Source organism: Vibrio breoganii (genome assembly GCF_024346795.1).
GTDB lineage: Bacteria > Pseudomonadota > Gammaproteobacteria > Enterobacterales > Vibrionaceae > Vibrio > Vibrio breoganii.
Genome location: NZ_AP024865.1, coordinates 431128 through 446098, shown reverse-complemented (window position 1 = coordinate 446098; position 14971 = coordinate 431128). Strand labels below are relative to the sequence as shown.

Here is a 14971-nt window from a genome sequence, read left to right as displayed (position 1 = left end):
GAACAGATCATTATATACTACGAAAGTGGTAGAGGTTACACTATCTCTGTCTTGACAATGGGAGGTTTAGACATGAATAAAGACTCATTCGGCATTTGCATAAATAGTGCGATGTTAAAGAAAAATGAGCGAACAACGTTCACCCATGTTCGAGCATATCAAGCTACCGAGTCTGAGTTGGACTTAAGAGTGTTACTTGCTATCCCACAGATCACAGGGAAAGATCTTTTAAATACCATTCAGCATTCGAGAGACTTAATATGGCGCGCTACATATCAATGTACCGCAGAATACGAGTAAACAAGTTCGCTTCATTTGTCATAGTAAAAATGAGAAAAGCCCGCCAACATTATCCATTGTTCGCGGGCTTTTTATTGTTCAATTAAAGCTGAACAGATCTAGGACAATTGATACGAAACATCCCCCCTTGTTTAAAAGGCTTGAACATATCAACTATTTTTCTCAGTGATGGCTTAGTTTGTAACTTATCAACGAAATAGTCTCTTTCCCTATTACAAATTCATACATTTTTGTTAGAACAGAGCAACTTATTGATAAGCTTCTTAAAATTTAGTTATAAAATTACAAAATTACTTGCAGTTCATATTTTAATCGCTGAAAATTAAAATAGCGTTGGATTACATATATAAGGAATATAGCCGTGCTTAAAAAACGATTTTTCAAAACCAAAAACGAAGTTGAAGTGACTTTTGAATGGCCAAAGACAGAAGAGCAATCAATCTCTGTTGCTGGTGACTTCACTGATTGGCAACCTGTTGCGATGAAGTACAACAAAACCAAGAAAGCATTCAACTTTAAGACTCGCTTCCCTAAGAATGAACAATTTCAATTTCGTTACCTAATCGATGGCGAAGTATGGGAAAACGATCCTAAAGCAGATGATTATGTACCAAACGATTGTGGTACAGATAACAGCTTAGTTTCTACAGCAGAAGCTTAATTGTTGGCATCGTAAGGCAATACACAAAGGCTCGGTCAGTTGACCGAGCCTTTTTCGTGTGCGACATAAAACAGTCTATAGATAAGTGCTATAGAAGAAATAGACCGTTATTGAAACGCTGATCACTATGACAATGTTCTTTACCCATATCTGTGGAAGCCTACGGGAAATATGCGCCGCATAGTATCCACCGACCAATGTGCCAACCAACACCACTAACGTTGCGTGCCAATCAATAGCCCCTTGAACAATAAAAATAACAATAGCCGTTAGCGACACACCACATGAGATTAGCAGCTTAACGCCATTCATAACGTTGATGTCACGATAGCCAGCGATGACCAGAAAGCTGAGTGATATGATCCCAAGACCAGCATTAAAGAAGCCACCATAAGTGGCCACCACCAGCAAACCAACCCATATCAAGATCTGCCCTACCTGAGAGGCATGTTTGTAACGATTCGCTGTGGCCTGCAACAGTTGATTGAATTTAGGTCCGACAATAAAGAGCACAGTCGCAAACAGCAAAAGCCAAGGAACCACCTTTAAAAATGTATTCTCCTCGACGGTCATCAATGACCAAGCCCCGAGCCCTCCTCCTAACACGCTAAACAGTATGATCTTAGGCAGGTTTTGCTTGTCTTTGGCTATATCGTCTTTGAACGCGTACGCACCACTTAGGTATCCAGCGGTAGATGCGAGGGTATTGCTGGCATTGGCCATTACCGGAGGGACACCACTTAGCATTAGCGCAGGAAAGGTGACAAAGCTGCCTCCTCCCGCGATGGAGTTCATCACGCCGCCAATCACGCCTGCGATAAACAATAAAACCAACTCTAATATTCCCACTTAACATCCCTTAGGCAATGGTTACATACTTTAATAGCTGTTCGATAGGTCGTACACTCGCAGAGTCTCCAGCATCAATGCCTGGTCTTCTCCAAGATAGCGTACCTTCTTGTTTTCATACGGTAGCAAGGTAAAGCTAGAGTCAGAGAAGCGCCCTGCTCCATCATGCTCTAAATGCACGAAAAAGGCCGGCTTATCTGTTGATAGCAAAATTGAATCACCATCCGCTTCAACCTGTATATTGGCACGCTGCAGATCTAGAGATTTGAATTTAGGGGACGTAAACCAAGTGTTCTGGTTTACTCCACTCTCTGTCTCTATGCTCACATGGAAAAAGCTGTTGTGTTGGTCGTTTTCCCACTCAGCCTTTGGCAGTTGCCACGCAACCATATTTTGATCGGCCTGAAGGTTGAGATCGAGAGGCCATTCGCCGAGAACCTCACCATGCCAATCAACTCGAACAACACGTCCTGTGACTTGTTTATTCTCACGACTGTTATTACTTAAATGCAAAGTAATCGCCTCGTCGGTCTCCACAAAAGGACAATACACCGGGGAATAAAAGCGCTTGGCATGATAGTGCAGTTGCTTCCAGCGCCCCGAATACTCAATACTAGACCAAGAACTTACTGGCCAATTATCATTCAATTGCCAGTACAGCATTCCACGACAAATTGGACTTTGTGCGCGCCAATACTCACAACCCGTCTTGATGGCTATCGCCTGCTGCACTTGACTAAGATACAACATCTGCTCAAACCCCTTAGGGAAGCGAAAATAGCGAGTAAACATCTCTGTGATAATGCTATTGCCACTGTCGTTTTTTTGATGGCTTTCAAATGTTGGTGAAGTCACATTCCAATCGCTCTCAGGCACAAAGGTTTTCACCTCGGCAAACGACGGCCATGACTGGAATCCAAACTCAGAGCAAAATCGTGGCTTGATGCCAAGGTAAGCATCAAAAGAGCCCCCTGAGTGCCACACATCCCAAAAATGCATATCACCTCGATTGTCTTCATGCCACGCATCGCCAAAGTCGAGCCCACCATTGCAGGGCGAACTTGGCCAGAAACAGCGAGATGGGTCTTCTTTTGCAATGATCTCATGTAGCTTACGGTTCAAGCGATCATAGTTAACCGCGTATTTATCGCGATTGTTTCGTGATTCTTCGTACCAGTTTAAAGCACCGATTACCTCGTTGTCGCCGCACCACAGAGCAATGCAGGCATGGTCTCGAAGCCTTTGAATCTGATCGCGTAATTCAGGCTCTACGTCAGCGATAAACTCAGGCGTTGACGGGTACAACGAGCAGGCAAACATCATATCCTGCCATACTAAAAGACCTAGCTCATCGCACAAATCATAAAAATAATCAGACTCATACTGGCCACCACCCCAAACTCGAATCATGTTCATATTGGCATCAACTGCGCTGCGCAGTAGCGTTTCATAACGCTCTGTAGTCTGCTTGGACGGCATCGCATCCACTGGGATCCAGTTCGCCCCTTTAGCCATAATAGGAAAGCCATTAACCCTAAACTCCATCGCAGAGCCAACGCTATCCGTTTCGTTATTGAGTTCTAAGCGACGCAGTCCAACCCGCTTAACAATCTCCTGTTCATCCACGCTCACGCGAAGTTGATACAGAGGTTGCTCACCATAACCTACAGGCCACCACAACTCGGGGGACGCTTCATAAAATCGCGCAGTCGTTTCACCTTCTGCCGAAGATAGTATGGTCGTGCTTTGAGAGCCAAAACTAATCTCAATCGGTACTCCCGCGACCGCTTGATGAGTAACGGTTACCAATACTTCAACGCTGCCATCAGGTAGCCAGTTTTGCTCTGTCTGAACCTGCTGTAAACGAAGTTTGTTAATTGGTTGAATCTGTATGGCGTCATAAATGCCTGATACCACCAAACAGATACCCCAATCCCAGCCAGAATGGCACTGAGTCTTTCGTATAAGATTCATGTGGGGCAGCTGATTATTTGCGCCCATTGAGGAAGGAATAGGAAAAGGTAGCTGCTCTGCTCTGCGTTTGGCTTCTGTATCCACCCTTGCAAAATGGACCTGCATTCGATTTTCACCTTCAATTAGAAACGGCTTCAGGTCAATTCGATGAATTCGAAACATGTTACTAGTAGTGAAGACGGTTTCACCATTGACCACAAATGTCGCTAAGGTATCGACTCTACTCACATGCAAATCTAAAGACTGGCAAGCTAATTGCTGTGCTGAAACGTCAAAAGTGCGCTCGATTAGCCATTCACACTCAGCCACCCACTGCACGTCCTTTTCATTTACCCCGTCATAAGGATTCTCGATAATCTCAGCATTCATCAGGGCGTGATAATTATCACCCGGCATTGTGATTGGAACTGAAATTTCAGGGCGTTGGGGGGAAGTAAGAGACCAAGCTCCATCTAAGCTAATCGTTGACATTCTGGGTCCTCAGTAACTGTATTTAATTCAGGGAGTGACCGCAGTTTATCGTGTTTAAATATTCGAAGATGTTGTTTTTATGAAAGAAAACATGATGTTGTGAAGCATGCCACGTTTGCTCTACAAGTAAGAATTGAAAGGGTTTAGAGCGTCACAATCCTAAAAAATAGTTATAAAAAAACGCCCATTAAAGGACGCTTATCTGTGAACAAACTTCTTCGATTCTAGTGGTTTTGATTGGAATAATTTAGAAAGACAACACATCAATCATAAAGTCAAAGAAACCAATCATATCCTCTGTGAAAAACGTGCCAATAAGGACAAATGTGCTACTCACTATCAGCGTTTTTTCTAGAGTTGTTAATTGAGGCATTCCTTTCTCCACTGCTCGAGTACGACAAGAGCCACTTTATCTGCATGGCTCTGATGTCGCTGAATTTCTTAGGGCCTGTTGACGGCTTTATTAGATTAACGCTTACCTATGATAATGGTCAATGCCGCTGCAATAGCCAAGAAGAAACAATAATATGAATTAGCCACCACTGCCAGTGGTGATAAACCAAAGATAGAGCCTAATAATAAAATCTGAGCGCCGTACGGTAATACGCCTTGAATAACGCAAGAATAGATATCTAATAAGCTAGCGCTTCGTTTCGCGGATACCTGGTTCTCTTGTGCTAATTCTTTAGCTACGCCACCCGCAACGATAATGGATACCGTATTATTAGCAGTACAAAGGTTGGTTAGACTCACCACCGAAGCAATACCCATCTCCGCCCCGCGTTGGCTGTTCTTATGGCCACGAATCATTCGACTCACTCGGTCGGTAATGTACGCCAAGCCGCCTTGCTGCTTCATTAGGGCACTGATACCGCCAATCAGCATCGACAATAGGAATATCTCCTGCATATTGCCAAAGCCTGTGTAGATATCATTTGCAAAGCCGCTCACGGTATAGTCAGTCGTAGATACAAATCCAATTGCTCCTGCTAGCACTATACCTAAACTCAGTACCACGAACACATTCACGCCCGATACTGCCAATACCAAGATGGTCAGATAAGGTATGACCTTAATCCAATCTACCGCTTCAACACTCGGCACTTGTGATGCCTTACTATTAATACCAAACAGCACCAATGCCAAAAGCGCCGCCGGCAAAGCAATACGGATGTTCTCTTTGAACTTATCGCGCATCTGACAGCCTTGCGAGCGAGTCGCCGCTATGGTGGTATCAGAAATAATCGATAGGTTGTCACCAAACATAGCCCCGCTCAATACAACACCCGCAGTCAGTGCTACGTCCATATCAGCGGCGTTGGCAATTCCAAGAGCCACAGGCGCAACAGCGGCAATGGTGCCCATGGAGGTACCCATCGATGTAGCAATGAATGCAGAGATTATGAATATGCCAGGCAAGATAAGCGCTGTTGGGATCATCGTCAGTCCCAGATTTACCGTCGCTTCTACACCGCCAGTCGCACTCGCTACAGCGGCAAATGCACCGGCTAGCAAGTAGATGACACACATAGCGATAATGTCAGTATGCCCAACACCTCGCAGAAACTGTTCGATAGCGGTATTCAGCTTGTCTTTGCTTAACACAATACCCAACACAACAGCAGGTAATGCTGCTACCGGCGCTGGCAATTGATAGAACGCCATCTCCACTTCTTGAAGCGTCATATACACACCTGTACCAATGAAAAGTGCGAGGAATAAAAACAGGGGTAATAACGCCTTAAAAGAAGGCGATATAGAAGTAGGGGGAGTAGCGTTAGACATGTTACCAAGATCACAAAAACAAAAGAGCGCGTAGACTAGTGGCATACCGCTATATTGTCAACGTCTAGACGTCTAAACCGCCATGAATTCTGATTATGCTAAAAATGATGTCATCCTCGAAGTCTTTAATCGAGGATCTTAGGTAGTGCTGGGTTTGAATATTAGTGATGAAGAGTAAGGGATGTTATGGGTGAGTTGGTCACTACCTAAGATTCTGCTGAGCCGGCATACCGGATAGTTGCTATGCAACTTCCAGAATGACAAATATGGAAGAACCTAGGTCCTAAAAAACTGACCGCTGAATGCTATCAGCTATCAGCTATCAGCTATCAGCTATCAGCTATCAGTCGTCAAACTTCTCACTACGCTCGTGTCAAAGCCATCATTACGTCATGCCCGAAGTCTTTTATCGGGCATCTACTATAACGAATAACTTACAAAGAAAGCACCCAGACCTTCGATAAAAGCGATCGAAGGTGACGAACTTTTGTCATGCCCGAAGTCTCTTATCGGGCATCTGCTATACCAAGTAACTCACAAAGAAAATACCCAGACCTCCGATAAAAGCGCTCGGAGGTGACGAGTTTTTGTCATGCCCGAAGTCTCTTATCGGGCATCTGCTATACCAAGTAACTCGTAAAGGAAGTACTTAGACCTCCGATAGAAGCACTCGGAGGTGACGAGATTTTGTCATGCCCGAAGTCTTTTATCGGGCATCTGTTATGCCAAGTAACTCGTAAAGAAGTACTTAGACCTCCGATAAAAGCGCTCGGAGGTGACGAACTTTGGTCATGCCCGAAGTCTCTTATCGGGCATCTGCTATACCGAGTAACTAGCAAAGGAAGTACCTAGACCTCCGATAAAAGCACTCGAAGGTGACGAACTTTTGTCATGCCCGAAGTCTCTTATCGGGCATCTGAGGTAACTCAAAACGTAACCACAACCTTCCCAACCGTTCTCTGTTCTCTGATTTTTGTCAGAGCATCGCCTGCTTCATCTAGAGAGATGATCTGCAACTGAGGCATCGTAATTTCGCCTTGTTCTAATAGCAGGTTAAACGCATTTCCTGCGCTGACAATGGCGTTGCGACCTCGGCGATGATTTACATGCCCAGACCCTAAACTAAGCTGGTGAAAGCTCAACCCTCGAAGAAAGGCATTGTCGTACGCTTCTGGACGAACAACCTGAACAAGTTCTACCATTTGACCTTGGTAGCCTAAGACTTTGCTGCACAAAATATCATTGTCTCCACCCACACAATCAAGGGCGACTTCGACGCCTTTGCCTTGCATAATTTCATCTACCTTAGCGACAACATCCGACTCAAGGTAGTCGATGCAATGTGTGGCACCTAACTCTTCGACAAATTTATGATTCTTGGCTGAGCAGGTAGTGATAATCGTCGGCACTTTATAATGTTTCGCCAGTTGGATCGCGAAACTCCCTACACCGCCTGAACCACCAGCGATGAAAATAGAATCTCGTTTAGCAATATCCAGCTTATCTACCAACGCGCACCATGCTGTCCAGCCTGCACAGGGTGTTGCTGCAGCGACTGCAGAATCAGTATCGGGATGCTCAATCAGAGTGCGAGAGTCTTGCACGGCATATTCAGCAAACCCGCCTTGAGTTCGGCGCATATTGCCGTGGTACAGCACTCTGTCGCCTACGCTCCACTCAATGACTTTATCTCCAACCTCGACAATCTCTCCGGCTACATCCAAGCCACCTACAAAATTGTCGTCCATGTTTTCAACCATGCCTTTCCATAAGTGTACTTTAGAATCCACAGGATTAAGAGCAACAGCATCGACCTTTACTACAACATCCCACCCCGTCTCTATCTGAGGCATAGAGAGTTGCTTGAGGACAAATTGGTCGCTGCTAGCATTGTATGTGAGCGCTTTCATTCAAGTTTCCTTTTAAATTGTCTATCTAGCACTAAGTTTATCTTGCATTAACTGCATGTAAAATTATGATTTATAAATAACTCAATAAAGAATATTTATAACAATATGTTGAACCCTACCTGGCTTAAAACCTTCAAAACCTTAGTCGAAGTCAACCATTTCACTCGCACTGCGGAAGCACTCTTCATGACTCAACCTGGGGTTACTCAACATATACAAAAACTAGAACAAGCCTGCGGTACCCCTCTACTGATCAAAAAAGGCAAAAGCTTTGAGCTTACAGAGCAAGGCCATATTGTTTATAAATACGCCTGCGATCTCATGGAGCAGCAACAGAACCTGCTCAATACCCTACAAACTGATGATCCCTATAGCGGTAGCATCAAACTTGCGTGCTCTGGTGCACTGGCCCAATGGTTATTTCCTAAATTTATTGCACTACAGTCAGAGCATCAAAACCTAAAGATAAAATTTGAGGCAGCACCTAACAAACGCATTTGTGAATACGTGCAACAAGGCCACTCACTATTCGGTCTGGTCACGCAAGTGCCCAATCAAGCTGAGTTTGAGGTTACTCGAATAGGTACAGAGTCACTATGCTTGGTATTACCAAAGAAGCATTCTAAAACCAGCCTCAATGGCGAAGTGTTACAGCAACTTGGATTGGTTGATCATCCAGACGGTCAGCAGTATCTCGCCAAGTATTTAGAAGAGTGCGGGAACAAGGAACTCGCTGACATTTCAATTCGCGAGCTGAAGCGCATTACCTACATCAACCAGCTGAGTCAGATCTTATACCCTGTGGCACAAGGCATAGGCTTCACCGTTTTGCCCTTGAGTGCTGTGCTTTCCTCTCCCTTTTACCCAGACCTCTATATCCACGAACCAAATACGAATGTCGAAGATGAGCTGTACCTGATTTCAAAGAAAGATCGACCGCTACCGAGCCGATACCATCAGTTTGTTGCCCTGATCCAAGACTCGATTAACGAACCGAAATCCACTTGAGTAATATCTGAAATCAACTTTTATCATTACTCAACATAGCACTGCCCCTTTATCCTATTAGAAGTTTCATATTTTAGGGTTGGTGTTATGTCGTTTGCTCGTTCTCGTTGCAATCATATTTCTATCGCAATAGGTATTTCTGTTGCATCTTCTACCGCCAGTGCCAGTGGTATTTTTCTGGCTGAAGCAAGCTACGCTAATATGGGCACCGGTGGTGCTGGCGATGGCGTTTATACTGGTAATGCAGCTGCGATATGGACCAATCCAGCAACACTGAGCTTTATGGACGAAGAGCGTCACACTATCAATGCGACGGTGTTGAATCTAGATATGGAGTACACAGACGCGAATGGTGGCGTTGGCGCGGATTCTAATAAAACCATGCCGCTTATCAGCTATTTCAGCAACCACCACATCAACGATAAATGGGCTTTCGGTATCGCTTTTTCATCGCGTGGTGGAGCGGCACTAGACTATGGATATGAGTGGGAAGGTGCGAACCAATTAACCGATGTTGCTCTAGTGACCTACCAATTTAACCCATCTGTAGCCTATCGAATTGATGATAACGTTGCTTTTGCTGCTGGATTGCAAGTTGACTATGCATTGATCAATGCGAATACCAATAACATTGAGCTAGAGACCGAAGACAGTCTTGCTTTTGGTTACAACCTAGGACTGATGTTTGATGTTTCAGAACAAACAAAAGTCGGTATTTCCTATCGATCTCAGTTAGAGCATGAGTTTTCTGGCACTTCTAATTTGTACACGGACAATGACCAATTGCTCGCTAGCGGGCGATATGGTGCACCTTTAGTAACTCCCGCAATGGTAGACATTAGTGCAAGCTATAAAATTAACAGTAACGTGACACTAATGACCTCTATCCAATGGCATGATTGGAGTAAGTGGCAAAAAACACTGGTTGAACTTGATTACCCAAACAGTGACCTACCTTATCTCATTAATAGAGAGTTCGAGGATGTTTGGCACTTTGGCTTTGGTGGCGAGTACAAACTTCGCAATAACTGGGCACTAAAAGCGGGCTACTCTTATGAGACATCACCGCTGGATGATAAAGCCAATCAGTCTCCAGACTTACCCGTTGGTGAGCAGCATAGATACTCATTAGGCGTTTCGAAAACGTGGGACAAAAACACACTCGATATCTACTACGAATTCGCAGATTTTGGCGACATGGATATCGCTCAATCAGGTCTAGTTAAAGACCTCAACGGGCACTTTACCGGTAAAGTCCACTTCGTTGGACTCGGCTACACCTTTTAAGCATTTATAAAATGAGTGGCTCAATGAGCCGCTCTTCAAAATTAATAAATCGACGGACTAAAACAACCCCACGGATGGAGCAACGACTAACAGAAGGTAACAAATTTGTACTTCATCAAAGCTCCTAACCCTCAAGATATACAAACCCTGCTCACTCTACCTATCTATTCTCTAGAACGACTTTTCAGCCGCCTACCCTGCGAAAGCAAAGAGCGTCTAATTCGTGCCATGTTAGAAGAAAAACTAACTTAATGATTAATTTAAAGTTTTAGTTATAAAAGTTCGCATCTGGACTGCTTTTTGTGAGATTTCCATCTATAGTAATATTCGTCTAAAAGTTTTTACTCTTAAACTAATATAACTTGAGTGTATAACATGAAATCTCTCGAACAGCAGTTGTCTCGACTGGACTTGAACCTACTGGTCTCATTAAGTGTTTTATTAAAAGAAAAGAATGTTTCCAGAGCTGCAGAAACGCTTTATCTGTCGCAGCCGGCCATGAGTCGCACCCTAAAAAGACTTAGGGATGTGTTTGATGATCCTCTTTTTTATAGAGAATCTGCAGGCCTACAGCCAACAGAGAAAGCACTCACCCTGCAAGAGCCGCTAAGCGAAATATTGCTATCAGTAAGTAAACTAATTGATAGTACTCAATTTTCACCGCAAAGCTGCGACCAAACCTTTCGCATTTCACTACCCCCTTTGATGAGTCGCCAGCTGTCTGTGCCACTGATCAAAGAAATAATGCGTGCGGCACCCAACGCTAGCTTAGTAGAATATCCAGCTTCACTAGACCCTACTACCTTACTCAAAGATCGTGCTGTTGATTTCTCGATACATATAGAAAAGCCAGCAAATGCCCAAGAGTTTCCTAGCGAACTCATTGGTAGTACCTATGCAGTATTTTATGGGATTGCAGGCCACCCGCTTACGAAAAAAAGTGACACTACACTGAAGGACTGCCTTGAGTATCAATTTGTCGATCTTAACCTAGATCTAAGGTCAGTATCAGAGACTCATAACCCAATTGATACCTACCTTGAAAACAAAGGTCTAAAACGAGATATTGTGTTTAAGAGTGGTCAGATCAATACACTCATCGATGCGATGCAAGACTCAGATAAATTGCTCACCTCAACACATTCGTTGATAAGTATTGATGACTTCGAACATAGACTCGACCCAGTATTTGAAATCCAGGGAGATCCCAAATTGGATATCAAGGTGTACTTGGTTGAGCATAAGCGCACATTAAACAGTGCCGCGCATCAATGGCTCAAGCAATTGATCTTAGATACCTTGCGAGATAAGGCATTCGCAGCTCAGAATTGATAACTGTTGTTAGAGGCGTTTAGCACGAACCTTCAACGCTCTCTCAATAAACTCCACTCCAGGTTCATAGCGTTTAGCACTCGCATTCAATGCCAGTGCTAACGCACTATCTGCGATCTCTTCGAAACGTTGCGCCATGGTGTTCACTTTTAATGGGATAAAATCCAATAGACGGTTATCACCAAAGGTCCCTATATGTATGCGCTGAACAAGCTCTGCATCCGGTAACACAACATCTAATACGCCCTCAAGTAAAGTATATGACGTGCACACAATCGCATCAGGCAGGCAATCGAAAGCGACCCACTCTTGCACAAGACGTCGTCCTTCATCTGCCGAGAAATGGTCGCCATAGGCCAATTTCAAATCGATGCCTTTATTCTTGATCGCTGCTTCTAAACCCAATTGACGATCTCTAGATACTGGCAAGTTGGGCAAAGCGCCAATTAAGCCGACACTCTTCACGTCACTGCTTAAGATAGACTTTGTCAGTTGCAAGGCGGCCTCAAAGTCTTCACTCACCACACAACTGAACACCTCATCATCTAACGGACGATCGAGCGCAATCACAGGCGTACCTTTTTGCAGTAATAATTGATAATACTCATTGGCATCAGGCATGGATGTTGCCACAAACAAGGCATCTATCCTGCGGCTCACTAGCGCTTCAGCCAAAGCCTGTTCAGTTTTAGGGTCATCATCGGAGCAACCAATGAGGATCTGGTAACCCGCTTGTCGCGAGTTTTGCTCTAATAATTTGGCAAGTCGTGCATAACTGGCGTTCTCTAGATCAGGAATGATCAAGCCAAAAGAACGACTGCTGCCAGCTCTCAAGGAAGAAGCGGCATGATCGGGACGGAACTTGTGCTCATCAACCACAGCCATTACTTTCTGCTGTGTTTTCTCACTAATGCGATACTTTTTGGCCTTGCCATTGATCACATAGCTCGCTGTCGTTTTTGATACACCGGCCAGTTTAGCTATCTCTTCTAAAGTCATTCATGATCCTAATGATTTGTGCACTTGATCATAGTTATCCAGATCAATACTTTCTTTTTATTGAACTATAAGCTGAATCGGTTAACTATAAAAGCTGAAACGGTTAAGCATGATCAAAATTGCTGATGACTATCACTATTTTGACACATTCGTATCGATATATAGAGCTCAACCAAGGATTTCATCGGTTGTACAATCGATTGAAATTTTTATTTGCTGACTTGCTGAACCGATTTAGCATCAATATAAAGCACGACTTAGAGAGTGCGATTTTAGATAACACTGAGGCGGATATGCTCACAATAAATGAAAACGATATTAGGTTGCAGCAAAGTGCAGCGGATAAAGCGGCAGCGATTCAAGACATTGCAAAAACCCTAACAAGCAAAAACCTTGTCGATGCGGGCTATGTGGAAGGGATGCTTAACCGTGAGTCACAGAACTCTACATTTTTAGGCAACGGCATCGCCATTCCTCACGGCACCGTTGACACTCGCTCACTGGTTCACAATACCGGTGTCGCTGTGCATCATTTCCCAGAGGGTGTTGATTGGGGCGACGGCAACACCGTTTACCTAGCCATTGGTATTGCGGCTAAATCTGATGAGCACCTTGGTATCCTAAAGCAACTCACTAAGGTTCTCTCCGCAGACAGCGTTGAAGATAAACTCAAACAAGCAGAGAACGCGCAGCAGATCATTGCCCTACTTAATGGCGAAGTTCAGCTCAAAGCCGACTTTGATGCCTCACTTATTCAGTTGAACTTCCCTGCAAGCGATATGTTGCAAATGGCAGCAGTTGCAGGTGGCTTACTAAAAAATACCGGATGTGTTGAAAACGAATTTGTTGCAGACCTCGTAACCAAGTCCCCTACCCACCTAGGTCAAGGTTTATGGTTAGTGGCAAGTGATAACGGCGCTAAACGCACAGCAATGTCGTTTGTTACCACATCAAACCAATGTGAGTTTGAGGGAGAATTAGTTAAAGGTTTGGTGGCGTTTTCTGCCAACAGCGATGTGCATCAATCCATGCTCAACATCCTTGTGGACACTGTCGCATCAGGTAAACAAAATGAATTATTACAAGCATCTGCAGAACGCCTGATTACTTTGTTTACCGGTGAAGAATCGCCAGCTTCTTCGAACACAGAATCATCTGACAATAGCGCTGTGTTCACCATCAAAAATGCTCATGGTTTGCATGCTCGTCCAGGCGCTATGTTAGTGGCTGAAGCCAAAAAGTTTGAATCTAAGATCACTGTTTGTAACCTAGATGGCGAGGCAAAGCCTGTTAATGCGAAAAGCCTAATGAAGGTAATTGCCATGGGCGTAAAACACGGTCATCAATTGCAGTTCAGTGCTGACGGCAGTGATGCCAAACAGGCTCTTGAAGGTATAGGTAAAGCCATTGAGTCTGGTCTAGGTGAAGGGTAAGGAGGCAAGCATGAAGACCATAAAAGTTGTAACCGTAACTCTCAACCCGGCATTAGATCTCACGGGAAGCTTAGATAGTCTTAATCAGGGCTCTATAAGCTTAGTGAAATCAGGCACGTTACATGCGGCTGGTAAGGGTGTAAACGTAGCAAAGGTACTCAGCGAGCTTGGTGCTGAAGTCACCGTCACAGGCTTTCTAGGAAAGGATAACCCCGAGCTTTTCAGCCAGCTTTTCAATGATATCAAAGCGCGCGATGCTTTCGTTCAAGTAGAAGGGGCAACCCGCATCAACGTTAAGCTTGTTGAGGATAGTGGCAAGGTCAGTGATATTAACTTTCCTGGCGTACAAGTCACACAAGGCGATATTGAGCACTTTGAAGAAACCCTCTTTGAGCTTGCTAAAGACCACGATTATTTTGTGATAGCGGGTAGCCTTCCTCAAGGTGTTAGCCCTGAACTGTGCGCATCTTGGGTCAAAAAACTTCATGCCATGGACAAGAAGGTGCTGTTCGACAGCAGCCGCGCCGCATTGTCTGCAGGTCTAGAAGCACAGCCTTGGCTGATCAAGCCCAACGATGAAGAGCTAGCGGAGTTTGTTGGAAGGCCATTGAATAACGCAAACGAGTGTCAACAAGCCGCCCTTGAGCTGGCTAATAAAGGCATCGAAAACATAGTTGTTTCGATGGGCGCACAAGGCGTGATGTGGCTTAACCAAGGTCAGTGGTTATTCTCAAAGCCACCAAAAATGGAAGTCGTTAGCACCGTTGGCGCCGGCGATACCTTAGTCGCAGGTCTGTGCTGGGGGCATATGCAAGATATGGAAAAAGAAGCGCTACTGCGCTTTGCTACCGCCTTATCTGCCTTAGCGGTATCGCAAATCGGAGTCGGTATCCCAAGCCAAACACTGCTTGAACAGGCCATTAGTCAGGTCAATGTACAACAAACAATAATATCAAAATAAA

Annotated in this window: 13 protein-coding genes; 7 read left to right on the top strand and 6 right to left on the bottom strand. The window is 44.5% G+C overall.

Annotation, left to right across the window (positions count from 1 at the left end; genetic code table 11):
- Positions 1–72: 72 nt before the first annotated feature.
- Positions 73–300, top strand: a complete 228-nt coding sequence (locus tag OCU35_RS15135) for a hypothetical protein (RefSeq protein ID WP_026026237.1) — start codon at positions 73–75, stop codon at positions 298–300.
- 361 nt (positions 301–661) lie between these two features.
- Complete coding sequence (locus tag OCU35_RS15130; protein WP_017029601.1) at positions 662–961, top strand: isoamylase early set domain-containing protein; 300 nt, start codon at positions 662–664, stop codon at positions 959–961.
- Between the two features lie 75 nt (positions 962–1036).
- On the opposite strand, the gene OCU35_RS15125 is transcribed toward OCU35_RS15130, so the two are convergent.
- From OCU35_RS15125 to OCU35_RS15105, 5 genes are all read right to left on the bottom strand, one after another.
- Complete coding sequence (locus OCU35_RS15125; RefSeq protein ID WP_237334558.1) at positions 1037–1756, bottom strand: sulfite exporter TauE/SafE family protein; 720 nt, start codon at positions 1754–1756, stop codon at positions 1037–1039.
- Between the two features lie 84 nt (positions 1757–1840).
- Positions 1841–4255, bottom strand: a complete 2415-nt coding sequence (locus OCU35_RS15120) for a beta-mannosidase (protein ID WP_017029603.1) — start codon at positions 4253–4255, stop codon at positions 1841–1843.
- A 247-nt stretch (positions 4256–4502) separates the two neighbouring features.
- Complete coding sequence (locus tag OCU35_RS15115; protein WP_017029604.1) at positions 4503–4628, bottom strand: hypothetical protein; 126 nt, start codon at positions 4626–4628, stop codon at positions 4503–4505.
- A 95-nt stretch (positions 4629–4723) separates the two neighbouring features.
- A complete protein-coding gene (locus OCU35_RS15110; RefSeq protein ID WP_026026238.1) occupies positions 4724–6040 on the bottom strand; it encodes a Na+/H+ antiporter NhaC family protein in 1317 nt (438 codons plus the stop codon).
- 926 nt (positions 6041–6966) lie between these two features.
- Entirely contained in the window at positions 6967–7950 is a 984-nt protein-coding gene (locus tag OCU35_RS15105) for a zinc-binding dehydrogenase (protein WP_017028674.1), read from the bottom strand.
- Positions 7951–8055: 105 nt separating this feature from the next.
- Between OCU35_RS15105 and OCU35_RS15100 the strand changes: the two genes are divergently transcribed.
- From OCU35_RS15100 to OCU35_RS15090, 3 genes are all read left to right on the top strand, one after another.
- The gene (locus tag OCU35_RS15100) at positions 8056–8958 is read left to right on the top strand and encodes a LysR family transcriptional regulator (RefSeq protein WP_017028676.1); all 903 of its coding nucleotides are present in this window, start codon (positions 8056–8058) and stop codon (positions 8956–8958) included.
- 87 nt (positions 8959–9045) lie between these two features.
- Positions 9046–10245, top strand: coding sequence for an OmpP1/FadL family transporter (locus OCU35_RS15095; protein WP_017028678.1), 1200 nt, complete (start codon positions 9046–9048; stop codon positions 10243–10245).
- 375 nt (positions 10246–10620) lie between these two features.
- Positions 10621–11577 carry a LysR family transcriptional regulator gene (locus OCU35_RS15090; protein ID WP_017028681.1) on the top strand — a complete coding sequence of 319 codons (957 nt, stop codon included), beginning with the start codon at positions 10621–10623 and terminating at the stop codon, positions 11575–11577.
- 9 nt (positions 11578–11586) lie between these two features.
- On the opposite strand, the gene cra is transcribed toward OCU35_RS15090, so the two are convergent.
- Complete coding sequence (gene cra / locus OCU35_RS15085) at positions 11587–12576, bottom strand: catabolite repressor/activator (RefSeq protein ID WP_017028682.1); 990 nt, start codon at positions 12574–12576, stop codon at positions 11587–11589.
- 293 nt (positions 12577–12869) lie between these two features.
- Between cra and fruB the strand changes: the two genes are divergently transcribed.
- Positions 12870–14009 carry a fused PTS fructose transporter subunit IIA/HPr protein gene (gene fruB, locus OCU35_RS15080; RefSeq protein ID WP_026026178.1) on the top strand — a complete coding sequence of 380 codons (1140 nt, stop codon included), beginning with the start codon at positions 12870–12872 and terminating at the stop codon, positions 14007–14009.
- Between the two features lie 10 nt (positions 14010–14019).
- A complete protein-coding gene (gene pfkB / locus OCU35_RS15075) occupies positions 14020–14970 on the top strand; it encodes a 1-phosphofructokinase (protein WP_017028684.1) in 951 nt (316 codons plus the stop codon).
- The last annotated feature ends 1 nt before the right edge of the window (position 14971 follow it).

What these genes read in the sequence shown, in the direction of transcription:
- OCU35_RS15135 (WP_026026237.1), top strand. Translation starts at nt 73, where the DNA reads ATGAATAAAGACTCATTCGGCATTTGCATAAATAGTGCGATGTTAAAG.
- OCU35_RS15125 (WP_237334558.1), bottom strand. Translation starts at nt 1,756, where the DNA reads ATGAACTCCATCGCGGGAGGAGGCAGCTTTGTCACCTTTCCTGCGCTA.
- OCU35_RS15120 (WP_017029603.1), bottom strand. Translation starts at nt 4,255, where the DNA reads ATGTCAACGATTAGCTTAGATGGAGCTTGGTCTCTTACTTCCCCCCAA.
- OCU35_RS15115 (WP_017029604.1), bottom strand. Translation starts at nt 4,628, where the DNA reads ATGCCTCAATTAACAACTCTAGAAAAAACGCTGATAGTGAGTAGCACA.
- OCU35_RS15110 (WP_026026238.1), bottom strand. Translation starts at nt 6,040, where the DNA reads ATGTCTAACGCTACTCCCCCTACTTCTATATCGCCTTCTTTTAAGGCG.
- OCU35_RS15105 (WP_017028674.1), bottom strand. Translation starts at nt 7,950, where the DNA reads ATGAAAGCGCTCACATACAATGCTAGCAGCGACCAATTTGTCCTCAAG.
- OCU35_RS15100 (WP_017028676.1), top strand. Translation starts at nt 8,056, where the DNA reads ATGTTGAACCCTACCTGGCTTAAAACCTTCAAAACCTTAGTCGAAGTC.
- OCU35_RS15095 (WP_017028678.1), top strand. Translation starts at nt 9,046, where the DNA reads ATGTCGTTTGCTCGTTCTCGTTGCAATCATATTTCTATCGCAATAGGT.
- OCU35_RS15090 (WP_017028681.1), top strand. Translation starts at nt 10,621, where the DNA reads ATGAAATCTCTCGAACAGCAGTTGTCTCGACTGGACTTGAACCTACTG.
- cra (WP_017028682.1), bottom strand. Translation starts at nt 12,576, where the DNA reads ATGACTTTAGAAGAGATAGCTAAACTGGCCGGTGTATCAAAAACGACA.
- fruB (WP_026026178.1), top strand. Translation starts at nt 12,870, where the DNA reads ATGCTCACAATAAATGAAAACGATATTAGGTTGCAGCAAAGTGCAGCG.
- pfkB (WP_017028684.1), top strand. Translation starts at nt 14,020, where the DNA reads ATGAAGACCATAAAAGTTGTAACCGTAACTCTCAACCCGGCATTAGAT.